At 62.4% G+C, this 16,490-nt stretch carries 20 protein-coding genes; 5 read left to right on the top strand and 15 right to left on the bottom strand.

The window, feature by feature from the left end; translation table 11 throughout:
* Positions 1 to 5 precede the first annotated feature (5 nt).
* On the bottom strand, positions 6 to 611 hold the full coding sequence (locus QF015_RS08385; protein ID WP_310206790.1) for a TlpA family protein disulfide reductase: 606 nt from the start codon (positions 609 to 611) through the stop codon (positions 6 to 8).
* 2 nt (positions 612 to 613) lie between these two features.
* Positions 614 to 1,279 (bottom strand): histidine phosphatase family protein, encoded by a 666-nt coding sequence (locus QF015_RS08390; RefSeq protein ID WP_429388341.1) that lies wholly within the window; start codon positions 1,277 to 1,279, stop codon positions 614 to 616.
* A gap of 209 nt (positions 1,280 to 1,488) precedes the next feature.
* On the opposite strand from QF015_RS08390, the gene QF015_RS08395 reads away from it, so the two are divergent.
* The 3 genes from QF015_RS08395 (at position 1,489) to QF015_RS08405 (ending at position 3,951) form a co-directional block, all read left to right on the top strand.
* A complete protein-coding gene (locus tag QF015_RS08395; RefSeq protein ID WP_310207072.1) occupies positions 1,489 to 2,040 on the top strand; it encodes a YceI family protein in 552 nt (183 codons plus the stop codon).
* Between the two features lie 192 nt (positions 2,041 to 2,232).
* A complete protein-coding gene (locus QF015_RS08400; protein ID WP_429388344.1) occupies positions 2,233 to 2,946 on the top strand; it encodes a hypothetical protein in 714 nt (237 codons plus the stop codon).
* A 261-nt stretch (positions 2,947 to 3,207) separates the two neighbouring features.
* Positions 3,208 to 3,951, top strand: a complete 744-nt coding sequence (locus tag QF015_RS08405) for a hypothetical protein (RefSeq protein ID WP_429388346.1) — start codon at positions 3,208 to 3,210, stop codon at positions 3,949 to 3,951.
* Positions 3,952 to 3,999: 48 nt separating this feature from the next.
* Here the strand turns inward: QF015_RS08405 and QF015_RS08410 are convergent, their stop codons facing one another.
* A complete protein-coding gene (locus tag QF015_RS08410) occupies positions 4,000 to 4,707 on the bottom strand; it encodes a redox-sensing transcriptional repressor Rex (protein ID WP_310206799.1) in 708 nt (235 codons plus the stop codon).
* Between the two features lie 76 nt (positions 4,708 to 4,783).
* Positions 4,784 to 5,038 (bottom strand): glutaredoxin family protein, encoded by a 255-nt coding sequence (locus QF015_RS08415; RefSeq protein WP_429388349.1) that lies wholly within the window; start codon positions 5,036 to 5,038, stop codon positions 4,784 to 4,786.
* A gap of 76 nt (positions 5,039 to 5,114) precedes the next feature.
* Here QF015_RS08415 and QF015_RS08420 point away from each other — a divergent pair, with 76 nt between their 5' ends.
* The gene (locus tag QF015_RS08420) at positions 5,115 to 5,948 is read left to right on the top strand and encodes an HAD family hydrolase (RefSeq protein ID WP_310206803.1); all 834 of its coding nucleotides are present in this window, start codon (positions 5,115 to 5,117) and stop codon (positions 5,946 to 5,948) included.
* A gap of 179 nt (positions 5,949 to 6,127) precedes the next feature.
* On the top strand, positions 6,128 to 7,090 hold the full coding sequence (locus QF015_RS08425; RefSeq protein ID WP_310206805.1) for a DUF559 domain-containing protein: 963 nt from the start codon (positions 6,128 to 6,130) through the stop codon (positions 7,088 to 7,090).
* 283 nt (positions 7,091 to 7,373) lie between these two features.
* On the opposite strand, the gene QF015_RS08430 is transcribed toward QF015_RS08425, so the two are convergent.
* The 11 genes from QF015_RS08430 to QF015_RS08480 form a co-directional block, all read right to left on the bottom strand.
* Complete coding sequence (locus QF015_RS08430; RefSeq protein ID WP_003792170.1) at positions 7,374 to 7,472, bottom strand: 30S ribosomal protein bS22; 99 nt, start codon at positions 7,470 to 7,472, stop codon at positions 7,374 to 7,376.
* A gap of 162 nt (positions 7,473 to 7,634) precedes the next feature.
* Complete coding sequence (locus tag QF015_RS08435; protein ID WP_017199160.1) at positions 7,635 to 7,847, bottom strand: helix-turn-helix domain-containing protein; 213 nt, start codon at positions 7,845 to 7,847, stop codon at positions 7,635 to 7,637.
* Positions 7,848 to 8,095: 248 nt separating this feature from the next.
* A complete protein-coding gene (locus QF015_RS08440; protein WP_429388352.1) occupies positions 8,096 to 9,244 on the bottom strand; it encodes a 3-deoxy-7-phosphoheptulonate synthase in 1,149 nt (382 codons plus the stop codon).
* Between the two features lie 223 nt (positions 9,245 to 9,467).
* Positions 9,468 to 10,484, bottom strand: coding sequence for an acetylxylan esterase (locus tag QF015_RS08445; RefSeq protein WP_310206810.1), 1,017 nt, complete (start codon positions 10,482 to 10,484; stop codon positions 9,468 to 9,470).
* Positions 10,485 to 10,498: 14 nt separating this feature from the next.
* A complete protein-coding gene (locus QF015_RS08450; RefSeq protein WP_429388354.1) occupies positions 10,499 to 11,227 on the bottom strand; it encodes a DUF1961 family protein in 729 nt (242 codons plus the stop codon).
* Entirely contained in the window at positions 11,224 to 11,895 is a 672-nt protein-coding gene (locus QF015_RS08455) for a rhamnogalacturonan acetylesterase (RefSeq protein ID WP_429388356.1), read from the bottom strand. Before QF015_RS08455 ends, QF015_RS08450 begins: the two co-directional genes overlap by 4 nt.
* A gap of 43 nt (positions 11,896 to 11,938) precedes the next feature.
* Positions 11,939 to 12,811 (bottom strand): carbohydrate ABC transporter permease, encoded by an 873-nt coding sequence (locus QF015_RS08460; protein WP_429388358.1) that lies wholly within the window; start codon positions 12,809 to 12,811, stop codon positions 11,939 to 11,941.
* On the bottom strand, positions 12,811 to 13,785 hold the full coding sequence (locus QF015_RS08465) for an ABC transporter permease (protein ID WP_429388360.1): 975 nt from the start codon (positions 13,783 to 13,785) through the stop codon (positions 12,811 to 12,813). The genes QF015_RS08460 and QF015_RS08465 overlap by 1 nt, the downstream gene beginning before the upstream one ends.
* Positions 13,782 to 15,311, bottom strand: coding sequence for an extracellular solute-binding protein (locus QF015_RS08470; protein ID WP_429388362.1), 1,530 nt, complete (start codon positions 15,309 to 15,311; stop codon positions 13,782 to 13,784). Before QF015_RS08470 ends, QF015_RS08465 begins: the two co-directional genes overlap by 4 nt.
* Positions 15,308 to 15,559: a hypothetical protein gene (locus QF015_RS08475; protein ID WP_429388363.1), complete on the bottom strand. Its 252-nt coding sequence runs from the start codon at positions 15,557 to 15,559 to the stop codon at positions 15,308 to 15,310. The genes QF015_RS08470 and QF015_RS08475 overlap by 4 nt, the downstream gene beginning before the upstream one ends.
* On the bottom strand, positions 15,552 to 16,259 hold the full coding sequence (locus tag QF015_RS08480) for a YesL family protein (RefSeq protein WP_429388365.1): 708 nt from the start codon (positions 16,257 to 16,259) through the stop codon (positions 15,552 to 15,554). The genes QF015_RS08475 and QF015_RS08480 overlap by 8 nt, the downstream gene beginning before the upstream one ends.
* Positions 16,260 to 16,490: the final 231 nt, after the last annotated feature.

Raw genomic sequence — 16,490 nt, forward strand, 5'->3', positions numbered from 1 at the left:
GGGTGCTACTCAGCCACTGCGGACGTGATGAGGGCTTTCAGGGTGCTCTTCTCGATCTCGCCGAGCACGCGGGAGGCAACCTTGCCCTCCTTGTCCAGCACCAAGGTGGTGGGAACTGCACCCGGAGGCACAATGCCGGACACGGACAGCAGCACGGCCCCGTCCTTGTCGTTGAAGCTCGGGTAGGTGATGTTGAAGGTCTTGTCGAAGGCCTCGGCGGTGGCTTGTTCGTCGCGCAGGTTGACCCCGAAGAACTGTACGCCCTGGTCCTTGTAGTCCTGGTGCAGGGCTTCAAGCTGGGGAGCTTCGATACGGCACGGAGCGCAGGCCGCGAACCAGAAGTTCAGCACGGTGACCTTGCCCTTGAGGTCCTCGGGTTTGATGGTCTCGCCGTTAAAGAGAGTGCCCTTGAGCGCTATGGGCGCGGCGCGGTCCGCCTTGGCGAACTCCGTCACCGACCCGTCGCCGGCTACGTAGTTCTTGTTGTCGCCCGCCTTGGCCTGCTTGGCCAAAGCGTCTTCCTGGGCGCACGCGGACAGACCCATGGTCAGTCCTGCGAGGAGGACGCCACCGGCTGTCAGCACGCCGCGGCGTGAAAGATTGTTGTCCATTCTTATGCTCCCGGAGTGCTCGCCGCGCCGGGGAGCAGGACGGCTGCAGGTTCGGTGTACTCGACACGGACGATCTTGCCGTCGTCGTCGAGGGTCAGGGAAGTCAGTGAGGTGAGCGTGCACTCGCGCTTGCGGGGGTCGTGCGCCAGGCGGCGTCCCTCCGCGGTCAACCGGGTAGACCAGATGGGGAGCTGATGGCTGACCAGGATGGCTTCGGCACCGTCGCCGCCCAGTTCAATGGCCTTGACCCGGGCGTCTTCCACAGCAGCCAGCACCCGGGCCGCTTGCTCTTTGTAGGGCTCGCCCCACGAGGGCCGCAAGGGATTACGGAAGTACAGCCAATGCTTTGGCTTCAGGAATTCACTCTTGGTGGGGTGGAGTCCCTCAAAGTGGTTCTCGGCCTCGATGATGCGCGGCTCTGTGGTGATCTCCAGGTTCAGTGCCTCTGCCGTGGGCATGGCCGTTTCCTGGGCACGGGTCAGCGGCGAGGCGACCAGATGGACAATCTTCGCGCCTTGGCCGACGCGTGCCGCGAAGTGGTCGGCCAGCATCCGGGCCATCTCGCGGCCGCGTTCGGAGAGGTGGAATTCCGGCAGCCGGCCGTAGAGGACGCCGTCGGGATTATGGACCTCGCCATGGCGAAGCAGATGGACAGTTGCTTGGGGCATGTTTACCAGTTTCTCAAAGAAGCGGGGCGATCCGAAATCTTCTACCGCTAGTAGAACTCAAAGTTTTTCCGAAATGTTCCCCGGAGTTGGAATAAAAGATGCATATGCATGTTTATACTAGACACGAAGCTCGGTTGACGCTTCAAGCAATCGGCATCAACCAGGCAAGCACGCAGTACCTTCCACTCACCATAAGGAGCAACACCATGATGACTCTCCCCGCCAGCGTTACCACCGGCACCTGGACCCTCGACGCTTCCCACAGCGAGATTGGCTTCACCGTCCGCCACGCAGGCATCAGCAAGGTCCGCGGCCAGTTCAAGGACGCTTCAGCCACCCTCGAAGTTGGCGAAACCCTGGCCGATTCCAAGGTCAACGCCACCATCCAGACCGCCAGCTTCGACTCCGGCGACGTCAACCGTGACGGCCACGTCAAGGGCGAAGACTTCTTCGACGTGGAGAAGTTCCCGGAGATCACTTTCGTCTCCCGCCACGTCAAGGCCAACGGCAACAGCTTCGATCTCGTGGGCGATCTCACTATCAAGGGCGTCACCAAGGAAGTTGCCATCGAAACCGAATTCAACGGCGTGGCCGTGGATCCGTTCGGCAACACCCGCGCCGGTGTTTCCGGTGAAACCACCATCAGCCGCAAGGACTTCGGCCTCACCTGGAACGCCGTCCTCGAAGCCGGTGGCGTACTGGTCAGCGACAAGGTTGTCATCAACCTCGAACTGGCCTTCATCGCTCCGGCTGCTGCATAGTCCAGGCAGGTCGCCCGGATCCCCGGATCCTGACCCGCAAGACGGCGCCGCCCGCACTGATGCACAGTGTGGGGGCGCCGTTTCGCATCTCCAGAAGTCACCCCGCAATTGTTCGGCAAACAGCCTGTCTTTAGCTGCGAATTGGCTGCGAATTTCCTATGCAACCTTCAACCCGCGGTCTACAGTGATGCCATGAGTACCCCAGACGAAACACCACAGCCACAGCAGCCCGGCTCCCAGCCTCCGCAGCCCGGCAACGTTCCTCCTGCGGGTTACCAGCCTCCGCAGGGCTACCAACCTCCGCAGGGTTACCAGCCGCCGTCGCAACCGGGGCAGTATTCCCAGCCCGGCGCGGCTCAGCCCGGTCCAGCCCAGCCAGGACCTGGACAGCCAGCCCCGGGACAGCCCGGTTTCCACTTCGAAATGCCCACCGACGGGCCACGCAGCTTCAACGATGTCATGCCACAGGGTGGTTTTTCGGGCATGTTCAAGACCCAGGGCCTGCCCACCGAGCTGAAGGTGTCCTACTTCATCTGGGTGATCTCAGGACTGTTGGGGCTGCTCTTCGGGCTCATCGGGTTCTTCGCGATCATTGCCCTCTTCGCTTTTGCCCCCGGAGTAGCGGCCATCCTCCTGATTATCCTGATCCTCAGCCTCGCCGTCGCAGCGGCCCAGGTTATCCTGGCGATGAAAATGAAGGAAGGCAAAGAGTGGGCCCGCCTGGCCCTCACCATCGTGGCCGGCGTCTCCTTGCTCCTCACCATTTTCAGTGCCGCCAGCGCTGGCGGATCAAGCACGGGCCTTGGCAGCAACTGGTTCGGCTTCCTGGTCAGCGCGGTAGCAGTAGTCCTGATGTGGCTGCCGAATTCGCAGCTCTGGTTCAAGGCAGTCAAGGGTCACGCTTAGCGCTGACGTGACTGCCGCCGTCGTTCCCTGAACGACCTCGTGACGGCAAAAGGCCGCGGTAAATCCTTCCGGAGTGCCGCGGCCTTCATCATGAAGGCGTAAGCCAACATGATGATTTTTGCTGTGAGCCCGAAATACCTGCGTGTGATCATCTGCAGCGTCAGACCCGGGAGGTACGGTGGAAGCAGAACCACGCTGGGGGCAGGGTCATTTTGCTGATCCCGGCGGCCGCACCAGCAGTCGAACAAGCAAAGGAATGCCATGAGCAACCCTCCGTACCCGCCGTCAAACCCGGGCGATGCCAACCAGCCCGAGCAGCCGACCGCTCCCCCTGCGCCGCAGTACGGCCAGCAGACACCTCCCCCCGCTGCCCCGCAGTACGGCCAGTCCGCCGCACCGCAGTACGGCCAGCAGAGCCCCGCTTCCCCGCAGTATGGCCAGCAAGCCTCCCCGTACGGTCAGGTCCCCGGCGCTCCGCAATACGGCCAGGACACCAACTGGCCCAGCCAGCAGCCCGGCCCCACCGCCGTGCCGCCGATGGTCAACTACGCCTTCTGGATGATTTGTGCCGCCGGTGTTCTTTCGGCCATCAGCTCGCTGCTCCTGGCAACCACTGGTGCTGACGCCTTTATCAACGCCATGAACCAGCAGGCCGTGCAACAGGGTACCGACCTGCCCGAAGGCTCCATGGAAGGCATGCGGGGCGTCATCGGCGTAAGCGCCATTGTAGGTGCCGTGGTTGGCCTCGGCCTCTACGCGCTGGTTGCTTTCCCGGTTCGCAAGGGCAAGAACTGGGCAAGGATCCTGGGCACCGTGTTCGCCGCCATCTCGGTCCTCGGCCTCACTGGCCTCTTCCAGTTCGGCGCTACCTACGGCATCCTGCAGCTCATTGTCATCCTGCTGGGAGTTGCGGCAATTGTCATGCTGTACCTGCCGGCGTCGGCTCCGTACTTCCGGAAGCCCCAGCCGTTCAGCGCACCGTACCAGAACCCGTACGGCCGCTAAACACCCTGGTCTTCAGACACTTCAACGCGGGCGCGGACCCGGCCCAGGCTATACAGCCTGGCCCGGTGTCTGCGCCCGTTGTGCGTGGTAGGCCAGGATCTGGAGTTCCGTGGCCATGTCCACCTTCCGGAGGTTGACGTGCGGCGGGACCTGCAGGAGCACCGGCGCGAAGCTGAGGATGCTCCGGATTCCGGCAGCGATCACGCGATCGCACACAGCCTGGGCCACGGTGGCCGGCAACGCCAGCACCACCATGTTGGTATGGGTGCGCTCCAGGACCCGCTCGAGTTCGGCGGAATCGCTGACCCGCAGCCAGCCGACTTCGTTGCCGATCACCATAGGGTCGGCGTCGAAGATCGCTACGACATCGAAGCCCCTGGACTCAAAGCCGCCATAGCGGGCCAGGGCCTTGCCGAGGTTACCAGCGCCGACAATCGCGACTTTCCAGTCGTGGGTCAGGCCGAGTGCGGCCGCAATGTGCCGGCTCAGGTACTGCACCTCATAACCGACGCCGCGCGTCCCGTAGGAGCCCACATAGGAAAGGTCCTTGCGGAGCGTGGACGAGCTCACCCCTGATGCTTCCGCCAACGCATCCGACGAGACCCGCTCGACGCCTTCGGCCAAAAGGGAGTTGAGCGCGCGCAAATAGAGAGTCATCCGGGCCACAGCCGCGGGCGGGATCTGCTTGGTGGCAGGTTCGTTATCCCCGGTTGTTGCTTCCGGGGACGGTTCCAGCGCAGTCACGGTATTCTCCATTGCGTCGCTTTGTTGTTCCACTCTATGACCCCCGGCCGGACTCAACAAAAGCCATTACTTGCGGGTAACCGCACCCTCAGCCCTCCAGGACTTTCTTGAGGGTCCGGGTAAGCCGCTGCTCATCGATGGTCCAAAAATCGCGCTGGATGCCATCCACCAGGACCACGGGAATCTCCTCCGCGAAGCGCTCCTGCAGTTGGGGGTCGCCGTCGATCTTCTGCTCGGTCCACTGCACGCCAAGGCTTTTCGTGACGCGTTCGACGGCGGCACGCGCCTCCGTGCAGAGGTGGCAGTCAGCTTTGGTGAGGAGGACGACGTCGGGAATAGCCATGGAATAACGGTAACCGTCCCGCTCCGCTCCCGGGTGCCGTCAGCGCGGGGCACGGGCAATTGACTAGACTCAAGGCATGCCCGAGGAGAAGAACGCCGCCGTGGTCGCAGATGCCTTAGTGCACAACGACTCAGTGCAGAAGCGCACTGGCGAAGCCGCCTTCTTCGACGTCGACAACACCTTGATGAAGGGTGCGAGCCTCTTCCACGTGGCCCGCAAAATGTATGAACGCAAAGCGTTCACGCTTCAGCAGGCCGCCGGTTTCGCCTGGAAACAGTTCAAGTTCGTCATGCGCGGGGAGAACATGGAGGATGTCCACTCCGTCCGTGACTCCGCGTTGACTCTGGCCGCAGGTATTTCCGTGGACGACATCAAGGCGTTGGGCGAGGAAGTCTACGACGAAATGATCGAGTCGCGGATCTGGCCCGGAACCAAGGCCCTGGCGGAGCAGCACCTCCGGGTCGGCAGGAAGGTTTGGCTGGTGACGGCGACACCCATCGAGGTCGCCACGGTCATCTCCACACGCCTTGGCCTGACCGGCGCCCTGGGCACGGTGGGCGAAGTAGAAGACGGAATGTACACGGGGAAGCTCGTGGGCGACATCCTGCACGGTCCTGCGAAGGCGATCGCAGTCCAACTCGTCGCCGATCGGGAGGGCCTGGACCTGGATCATTGCTGGGCTTACAGCGATTCAGCCAACGACATCCCTTTGCTCACCATGGTGGGCCACCCGGTTGTGATCAACCCGGACGGCAAGCTGCGCCGCCACGCGCGCGAGAACAACTGGCCGGTGTATGACTTCCGAGCCGGTCGCCGGGCAGCCACGCTCGGGCTCAAGGCCGCCACGGTGGGCGGAGCGATCTACGGCTTGTGGCGTGGCTTCTCCAGGTTCCGCGGCCCCCGCATCTGACCCCCCTCTCACCAAACCACCCCACCCGGCCAACCCCCTCTCACCAAACCACCCCACCCGGCCAACCCCCTCTCACCAAACCACCCCACCCGGCCAACCCCCTCTCACCAGATGAGTTCGGAAGCGTACCTTGTGGATAACTTCTGCACGCGTTGGCCTTCCTGGGCAACAATGCCCGTATGCGAAAACCGCCGCCCGTGCCTGCCTTGCTGGCTTCTGCTCCCTTCACGATCAACGAGGCCAAGGCTGCGGGCTTGGAGCACCCGCAGCTCAGGAAGCGAACCTCAATCGAAGGTGTGAGCCAAGGAATCTACCGTCCCGCCAACTGGGTCTTTGATCTCGCGGAAGCTGCACGATCCCTCTCAGCTGCGAGTCCGGGCGCGTGGATCTCCCATGTAACCGCCGCCAGGATCCACGGCCTCTTCCTTCCTCCTTGGCTGGCCGACTCCAATGAACTGCACCTTAGTAAGCCAAGCAAGCTCCCGTCAGCGCGCCGTCGGGGCATCATCGGACACACGGTGATCGCGGACGACTCCGAAATCGAGTTCAGCGACGGCATCTGGATGAGCACCCGCCCCAGGACATGGCTGGATTTGGCCCGCCGACTGCCATTGAGAGATTTGGTCTGTGCGGGCGACCAAATCATTCGCATGCCGCGGCAAGAATTTGAAGGACGGAGCACGCCGTTCACTTCAATCGAGGCACTTCGGAAGATGCTTGCCCGCCACAAGAACCTGCAAGGTGTGGTCCGGGCGCGGGAAGCACTTGAATTGATGAGGGTCGGTGCTGACTCCGCTCCGGAAACGATGCTTCGTCTGGCCATGCTCGACGCCGGTCTCGGGGAACCCGAGCTCCAGGTACGACTCCGAGTAGACGACCCGTTCTCTCCATCAGCCGACTTGGGCTTTCGTGCGCGGCGTTTGGCCATTCAGTACGACGGCGAACATCACCTTGAAGACGAACAGTTCTTCAGCGACCGCCGCCGCGACAAAGCCTTCGTGGCGGCAGGCTGGACGGTCCTCGTCTTCGGAAAAGACGATCTGGCAGACGGATTCGCCAAGGCAATACTGCAAATCAAGAAGGCCCTACGGAACGGCTGGATCGATCCTGCCGTTGAGTCGGGTTTCGCGCCGGGACCGTGAACGGGCGCTTCCGTCGACACACCCGAACGGTGAGAGAGCGTCACCAAGAAACCGACAAACGGTGAGAGAGCGTCACCAAGAAACCGACAAACAGTGAGAGAGCGTCACCAGAAAACCGACGAACAGTGAGAGAGCGTCACCAGAAAACCGACGAACAGTGAGAGAGCGTCACCAAGAAACCGACGAACGGTGAGAGGGCGTCCGTAGGGCGAGGCGCGTCGGGGGATGCAAAAATGCCCGCCGCCTTGGGAGGCAACGGGCATTCACGCTTGACGAAGTATCTCTACTTCTTATTGCGGCGCTGGTGGCGGGTCTTACGAAGCAGCTTGCGGTGCTTCTTCTTGGCCATACGCTTGCGGCGCTTCTTAATAACTGAACCCACGAAAGTTCCTTACAAACTAGAAGTTCCTGTCTGTTGGAACAGATCCGCGGAAGCAGACAGTACAACTGACAGATTCTTACATTGACGTAAAACGTTCCTTAACAGAGTACCGCTTCAAAGGGGCACCCCGTGACCACGGTCCGCGGGACGGACTGGGCAGCCTCAGGCGGTCTCGGATTGTCCGTCCACCACAGCACCCTTAAGGTACTGGGCAACGGCCTCTTCCGGAACCCGGAAGGAACGGCCGAACCTCACGGCGGGCATTTCCCCTGAGTGGACCAGGCGATACACGGTCATTTTGGAAACACGCAGGACGTCGGCTACTTCAGCCACCGTCATGAAACGCGCATTCGAGAAGTTAGTCTCTGCGGACATTTCCCATATTCCTTTGCTCTCAGCCGATTAGGACACCCCCAGTAGAACGGTGTGCCGATGCTGAGCCATCAAACAACCATGTGCTAGATACTCTAGAGGCTGATGGGGCCAATGTGAAAGCTTTTCCCGTAAGTGGGATGCCACTCCCCGGCCAACCTTCGCCCATTTCGTGGACTCGCTGCGCAGGAGGCCGCGCGCACGGCACGCTGCGCCGCCAAGCCACGAAACGGTCGCAGCGAAGCCTGTCCCTACGCAGCGGTTGCGACGCGGCGCTTGCGTGCCGAAGCGGCCAGCTGTTCCAGCACCGACGCCGTAACGTCCCATTCCATGCAGGCATCGGTGACGCTCTGGCCGTAGACGAGTTCCTGCTCGCCGGCCAACTGCTTGGCCACATCCAGGTTCTGGGCGCCGCCCACCAGGAAGCTCTCCAGCATGACGCCGGCAATCGGCGAGGTCTGGCCCGCCTCAAGCTGGGCACCGATTTCCAGGGCAACCTCTGCCTGGCGGTGGTGGCTCTTGCCGCTGTTGGCGTGGCTGGCGTCCACGATCAAGCGCGGGTTGAGCCCCTTCGCAGCGAGCTTGGACGAAGCAGCTGCAACATCTGCGGCGGAGTAGTTGGGCCCCTTGCGTCCGCCGCGAAGAATCACGTGGGTATCCGGGTTGCCGGAGGTCGCGACAAGAGCCGCGCGGCCGTCGTCGTCGATTCCCAGGAAGGCCTGCTCAGCGGCAGAGGCGCCACAGGCATCGATCGCCACCTGGAGGTCACCGTCGGTGCCGTTCTTGAAGCCAATGGGCATGGATAGCCCGGAGGCGAGCTGGCGGTGGATCTGGCTTTCGGTGGTACGCGCGCCGATGGCACCCCAGGAGACGAGGTCGGCCATGTACTGCGGGCTGATCGGCTCAAGGAACTCAGTGGCCGTGGGAAGGCCCAGGGCAGTGACCTGCTTGAGGAAGCCGCGGGCGGCGCGGAGACCGGCGGCGATGTCGTGGCTGCCGTCCAGGTGGGGATCGTTGATGAGGCCCTTCCAGCCGACGGTGGTGCGGGGCTTCTCGAAGTAGGTCCGCATGACGATCAGCAGGTCTTCCCTGTGCTTCTCCGCCTGGCTCACCAACCGGCGGGCGTATTCGAGGCCGGCCTTGGGATCGTGGATGGAGCACGGGCCAACGATCACCAGCAGGCGGTCGTCCACGCCGTCCATGATGGCGCGGACCTGGTCGCGGCCGCGGTCGACGACGGCAGCTGAGCGGGCGTCCAGCGGCAACTCGGCGATGAGGCCCTGGGGTGCCGGGAGCGGCTCGAAGCGGGCGACCCGCAGATTGGAGGTGGAGGGTTGCGCGGCGGCTCCCGCTTCAGCGGAGTCAAGGGATTTGGTGGGTTCTGCAGCGATGCTGGTCATTTCTGGGTCCTGTTCCGGGATACGGAGCGGGCCCCTTTTCAGAACCCGCCGGATATGGCGAAGGGCAGAGAATAATCTCTGCCCTGTTGGCTCTGAAGGAAAGTTGGATGCGTGTCAGTTAGACGCGGGCCCCTCCAGAGCCAACGAAAAATACGCATACCAACGCTTAGTCATAGCCACACCATAACCGCGGTTCTTCACCCCGGGCAAATCGTGTCCGTCATCATGACATCAGCTTGCGCAGGAACTGCAGCTGCTTGATCCAGTGGTGTTCCTGGCCGCCCTCGTGGTTGTTGAAACGGTAGACCTCGATGTCCTTCTCCGGCGCACCGCCCTGCTCTGCAGAGCGAACGCCGTAGTTGTTGTAGCTCGCAAAGACGGTGGACGGCGGGCAGATATCGTCCATCTGTGCAGCGGAGAACAGTGCAGGCACGCTGGCAGCACGGCCCAGGTGCACGCCGTCAAAGTAGTTCAGCACGGCCAGCATGGACTCATACTTCCCGCGGTGCCGGCCCAGGAACCCGGCAATCTCGGGGTACGGGCCCCGCGGGGTGATGTCGATCGCGCGGGGGAAGTCCTGCAGGAACGGGACGTCGGGCAGCGCGGCGATGACGCCGTCGAGCCTTCCAGCCACCAGTCCTGCGGCCGCGACGGTGATGCCGCCGCCCTGGCTGACGCCGGTCAGGACTACTTTGGAAGGGTCGACGGCGGGATGGCCCTGCGCCGCTTCCACGGCACGGAAGGCGTCCACATAGACCCGGCGGAAGTAGTAGTTGTCCTGGTGGTCGGCGCCCCGGGTCATGAGCCCGGCATAGTTGGTACCGCCTGCCGATGGATGCGGATCAGGGGTATCTCCCGAAACGCCGCCGTAGCCTTGGCCGCGGGTGTCCATGATGAAGTGCGCGTAGCCAGCTTGGGCCCAGCGGGTGTTCTGGTTGACCAGGCCGCGGCCCCCGGAGTAGCCGATGTATTCGACTACGACGGGCAGTTGCTGCCCGGCCCCAAGGTGCGAGGGCACATGCAGCCAGCCCTTGATGCGGTCTCCCCCGAAGCCGGAGAAGGATACGTCGTAGGTGTCGATCACGGTGAGGTAGTTGTCCACGGGCTCGAACACCGCGTCGAGTGGAAGCGCCCTTGCCTCGGCGATGGTGCGGTCCCAGAAGGCGTCGAGATCCGCCGGGGGAACCGCGCCGGAAGTGTAGGTGCGGAGCTGCTCAAGGGGGAGGTCAAAGAGGGGCATGGAGACATCCTACGTCATGGTTTCGTGTGCCCCGTCACAGGGCTGGTGGGCTGGAGGCTGCTGATGGACAGGTTGCGGTACGCGGCCCTGAGCGGTGCCATCTGGCGGATGCCGAAGTAGCCGCCGCGCAAGGGCTCCGGTGCGGGATCTGTCCACGCGAAGAGAGGCAATTCATTGATGGAGAAAGTCACCTTCGGCCCGTCCTTGACCACTTCCATCCGATAGAAGCCGTCGGCATCCTCGGTGGGTGGCAGCGGATCAGCCCCCTGGGCCACGAGTTCGAAGCCTGCGCTTTTCCGGAGATTGCAGGTGCGGAAAGCACGTTCCGAGGCGTACTTGTGCCGGAAGTAGGAGATGTGGAGGGCATCGATATCTCCCGAGTGGTATTGCGGGTAGTAGCCGGTGCGTGGTGCCAGGGACGGTGAGAACAGGTCCTCGTCTCCTTGCCCCCGGGCGGAGAAGAACACCATGGCCAGCCCTGGCTCTTCCAAGGGCAGGAACTCCCACGTGATGCGCACGCGGTCCGGGATTTCCTCCGGGTACCAGAGGGTCCAATGGGCGTGGTCGCCGTGCTCCTCCGCGTCGAGGGAGCCCGACAGGACCAGTGCGCTGGTCCCGTTGCCACCGAACGCCGGCCCGCCGTCGTCGTGCGTTTCAAGCGGATGCGTGCCGAATTGGACCGGCCCTTCGGCCACCCAGCCGGCAACATCCGCCGGGCCCCGCAACGGGTTGGAAAGAATCACGCACGCGCCCCCGCGCTGAGGGTCGCCGGCAGGCCATAGCCGAGGGCTTCCAGCTGCTCTGCGACAACTACGGCGATCCGCTGGGCGCCCTTCACGTGGAAGTGCGTGTTGTCCTCAAGACCACCGGCCCAGTGCGCGTGCTCGCCGGGAGCAAAGTGGACGAAGAGTTCCTTGGAGCCCTCCTCCCCCAGCTCCTGGTAGAGCCCGCGCGTCCATTGGTTGAGGTCGATGACGTCCAGGCCGAGTTCGGCCCCCAGGCCACGCACGACGGCGGGATACTCGCCGAGCGTGATGTCCAGCTGGCCGTTACTGAAGTGCCGGCGCTCCACCGAAGTGCACAGGATGGGCACGCCGCCCTTGGAACGGACCTCGGCGACCATACGCTTGATGTTGTCCATGTAGCCGGTGCGCGCGGCCAGGTGTTCGCGTTTCTGGTCGTTGTGCCCGAACTGGATCAGGACAAGATCGCCCTTTACCGTCTGGTTGATGAGTTGGTACCAAAGACCCTCCTCGCGGAACGACTCCGTGGTGGCCCCGCCCTTGGCGTAATTATGGACGGCAGCCCACCAGTAGGTCTCGGGCGCGAGGTGTGCACCCCAACCGCTCATCGGGTACTCGTAGCTGGGGCAGGCGGCAACGGTGGAGTCGCCCGCGAGGAGGATTTTCATGGTTGTCCTTTCGTGGTGCAGCACGTCGGTGGAACCTCTGCGGTCAGCCCTTCACTGAGCCGATCAGCATGCCCTTGGCGAAGTGCTTCTGCAGGAAGGGGTAGAAGACCAGGATGGGCAGGGTTGCCACCACGATCACGGCGAACTTGATGCCCTGTTCCGGCGGGATATAGGAGGGATCCACGTTTCCGGTGCCCAGGAGATCGGAGGCGGCGGTGACTTGGCGCAGATACATCTGCAGGGTCCACATATTGTTGTCACTCAGGTAGAGCAGTGGCGACATGAAGTCGTTCCAGATCCCCACCGCGTAGAACAGGGCGAACGTGGCCAGCACCGGCTTGGACAGCGGCAACAGGATCCGCCACAGGATTCCGATTTCCGTGGCACCGTCCATCTTGGCGGACTCCTCCAGCTCGGCAGGGAGTTCCTGGAAGAAGTTCTTGATGATGATCAGGCTGAACGGATTGATGGCGGCAGGCAGGATCAGCGCCCAGTAGCTGTTCAGCAGTCCCAGGTCCTTGACCAGCAGGAACGTTGGAATCATGCCACCTGAGAAGACCATGGCAAAGACCACCAAGGACATGATCAGCTTCCGGCCCCGCAGGTTCTTCTTCGCCAGCGGGTAGGCCATGGTCACGGTGAGTACCAGCTGCACCAGGGTGCCTACCAGGGTAACCAGCACAGTGGTGATCAACGCCCGGGTGAACGCAGGCGTCGAGAAGATGTATTCGTAGGCGCCGAGCGTGAATTGCTCGGGCCACACGAAGAAGGCCCGCCGGGTGATCTCGGCTTCGTTGGCGAAGGAGCCGGCGATCACGTAGATGAACGGCAACAGCGTAATGATGCCGATCAGGCTCAGGAAGACGTAGTTTGCGGCATCAAAGACCCGTCCGCCGCGGGTGTTGTGAATCTTCATTAGAACAGTCCGCTCTGGTTGAACCGCTTGGACAGCCAGTTGGTGCCGAAGATGAGCACGATGCCCACCAAGGACTTGAACAACCCGACGGCGGTGCTGTAGCTGTAGGCGCCTTGGGTGATGCCCACGAAGTAGACGTAGGTATCGAAGACGTCGGCCACGCTGCGGTTGAGTGCGTTGGTCATCAGGTAGATCTGCTCGAAGCCGGTGTTGAGCATCTGCCCGATGGCCAGGATGAGCATGACGATGATGGTGGACCGGATGCCCGGCAAGGTGATGTGCCAGACGCGACGGAACCTGCCCGCACCGTCGATGATTGCTGCCTCGTACTGGTCCTGGTCCACGGTGGCCAGGGCTGCAAGGAAGATGATGGTTCCCCAGCCGGTGTTCTTCCAAATTTCCTGGAGCACGATCAACGGCCGGAACCAGTTGGGGTCGGACAGGATGTCCACGTTGGTACCGAACAGCCCGTTGACGAACTGGAACAGCGGCCCGACGTCCAAGGCAAAGAGCAGGAAGCTCAGCGAGGCAACGATGGTCCAGGACAGGAAGTGCGGAATGTACACGAGTGTCTGGACCGTGCGCTTGAGCACGGAAAGACGGACTTCGTTGAGCAACAGCGCAAGGATGATGGTCAGGGGAAACGCGATACCCAGGTTCAGGAACGCCAGGATCAGGGTGTTCCCCAGCAGCCGGGGGAAATCAGGGTTGGCGAAGAAATCCGTGAAGTTGGTGACCCCGACCCAGGGGCTGCCATTGACGCCCAGGAACGGAACGTAGTCCTTGAAGGCGATGGATACGCCGTACATGGGCCCGTACCGGAAGATGGCGAAGTACAGGACTCCTGGCAACAGCAGCAGGTACAGCCACTTGTAGTGCGCGAAGTGGAGGGCGAATCCGCGCCGCCGCGCCGGGGCGGGCGGCGTGGTGGCCGCCCGCTCCAGGGCTTTGGCTTCTGTGACCGGGGCTGTCACTTCTTGTTGTCCTGCCAGAGCTTATTGATTTCTTCCTTGACCTTGTCACCGCCGCTGGTGTTCCACAGCTTGACGGCGTCCTTCAGGCCCTGCTCGTCGGTCTGCCCGGCCAGGTACTTGATGCGGGCGTCGGCCACGATGTTGTCCAACTGCGCACCCTTGGCAACATAGGTGGGCGAGACGAAGGCCGCTGCCGGGTTGTACACGGCGCTCTTGAGGTCCTCGGCCATGACGGCGACTCGGTCGTCGAAGACCTTCTGCTCGTACTCGGAGGCCTGCTTGACGGGGTAGAAGTTGTTTCCCGTGACGTTGGTGCCGAGCTGCGCGAAGCTCTTGATGTCCGTATTGACCACCTTGCCTTCCGGTGTTTCGGGCTTGATGGTGGCGGCCAGGCCGTCTTCGACGGTGAAGTTCACGCCTTCGATGCCGTTGTTCATGAGGATGGCAACGTCCTTGCTGTTCAACTTGTCCAGGAAGGTGAGCACGTTCTTCAGGTCAGCCTCGGTCTTGACGCTGGCTTTGGGAATGGCGAGGAAGCCCGAGTAACCGTCGGTGGGGTGGGCGTGCAGTTCGCCGTCCGGTCCCTTCAGGCTGCCCACAAAGCCAACCTTGTTCTCGAAGTCGTTCGGGTTGGCCTGTTTGAACAGGTTGATCAGCACGCTCACGCGGGAGTCGACGTCCACGATGATGCCGCCCTTGCCGTTGAAGAACGGTTCGTTCCACTTGGTGCCATCGAAGGTAGCGAAGTCGGGGTTGATGAGTTTCTCGTCCACCATCTTTTTGACGAACCGGTTGGCTTCGAGGAACTCTTCGGTTTCGAAGCTCGGGACCAGCTTGCCGTCGCGCTCGGTCCAACGGTTTCCGGCGCCGTACCACGTCTCGATCAGGTCATACGGGCTGTTGGTTCCCAGTGCGCCCCACTTGGGGATGGTGATGCCGTAGGTATCGTCCTGGCCGTTGCCGTCCGGATCCTGCTCGGTGAAAGCCTTGGCCACCTTGTACAGGTCCTCAGTGGTTTCCGGCGCTTTCAGACCCAGCTTGTCGAGCCAATCCTGGCGGAACATGACCGCTGCACGGATCGGGTTGCGGCCACGGTACACACCGTAGACCTTGCCGTTGACGCTGGCGTTCTGCTGGACTTCCGGGAAGGTGGTGCTCAGGTTCGGGTAGTCCTTGAGCTTGTCCGACAGGTCCCAGAAGGCGCCGGCTTCGGCGTTCTTCACGAAACCGGGCGTTTTGCCCTGAACCACCAGGACGTGCGGGATCTCAGAGGATGCCAGCGTGATGTTCATCTTGTCTTCGTAGGAGGCGTTGGGCGTCCAGGTGATATTGACGTCCTTGCCCGTGAGCTCTTCGAGCTTCTTTTGCACGGCGCCGTCAGCTGTTGGCGGCTGCGCCTCCAGGAACGGGGCCATGATTTTGACGGACGAAAGGTCCGACGCCGGCGCTTCGCCACCACAGGCGGTCAGCGCCAGGGCTGCGGAAACGACGACGGCGGCCGCCAGCGTGTGTTTTCTACGGATCATTTTCTTCCCTGCTCCACTTCTTCGGGGTTGGTGTCGGTCGACGTGTCGGTGGGCTGCCCGCCGGAGAACCTCTTCAGGCTCCACACGTGCTGGCCATCAGCATCTTGATACGTTTCATTAGTTGTCACGCCAAGCTCGGCGGGAATCAGTTCAGCGCTTCCCTGGACATCGAGGGAGCGGTGAAGGACGGGCCGGCCACTCAATACGGGGCGAGCGCCGTAGGAACGTGCGCCGTAGGAATCAGGCAAGACTGGCCTCCGTACTGCTGGTCGGGGTTTTCGGGGGGCTGCCGGCGGCTGCCGATCCGGCGGGGCTGGGCCCTGATGCGCTTTCAGACATCGCCTCATCGTTGGCTGCAAAGAAGCGGTCGCAGAGCCAACCCGTGACATATAGCCAGGCACCCACACCGAAAAACGGGATCAGCCCGGGAACCGATCTGCACACGAACAACGCGGCAGCCGTCACGAACAGCAGAATCACGGTTCCGGCCAAATGCCGCATGGCAAAACGCGATGACATGAGGAAGTACTGGGGGATGGAAAGTTCATAGCGGGCAAACATCGGAAACAGATAGCAAGCAGTGCCGGCAGCAATGAGGGCGGCCAGCAGAATGCCCGCGGACGCTATTTGGGAGCCAAAGTCCCAGCCCGCCGAGAAGTAGCCCCAGTTCAGCACCAAGGCAGCCCCCACCACGATCAGCGGCCAGCCCAAGGCGTTGCCCTTGGCAAAATTCTTCACATACTCTTTCGCGAAGCGCCGCACCAAAGGCGTGGCGTTGCCCCGCACCTTGTCCCGGACCAGGACGTGGGCCGCCGCGGTACTGGGTCCAATGCCCAGGACAACTCCACCGAGGATGGTGAAGAGCACCCACAGCACGTTCAGGCATGCGATCCAGACGAGTGTGTCGAAGAGCGTGTAGGTACGGAAGCCGAATCCACCGGACACCATGGCGCTCCCCCTTTCTCCATCGTTGCAGAACAGGCCCGTTGACCGAGGACGACAGCCGCTGCGAAGTCTCGGAACGGCCACTTCTCCCCTTCAACCGGGATTGGCCCGGCGTGGGCCGTGTCACTAAGTAAACGCTTTCCCGAAAACTTAGACGCTTCGGAAGGCTGGAGTCAAGGCATTTCTTGAATCGTTACATTCGATGCTAAGCCGCGCTACACTGGGCGAAGCCGG

The sequence above is a fragment of the Paenarthrobacter sp. TE4293 genome (assembly GCF_050435325.1).
Classification (GTDB): Bacteria; Actinomycetota; Actinomycetes; order Actinomycetales; family Micrococcaceae; genus Arthrobacter; species Arthrobacter nitroguajacolicus_C.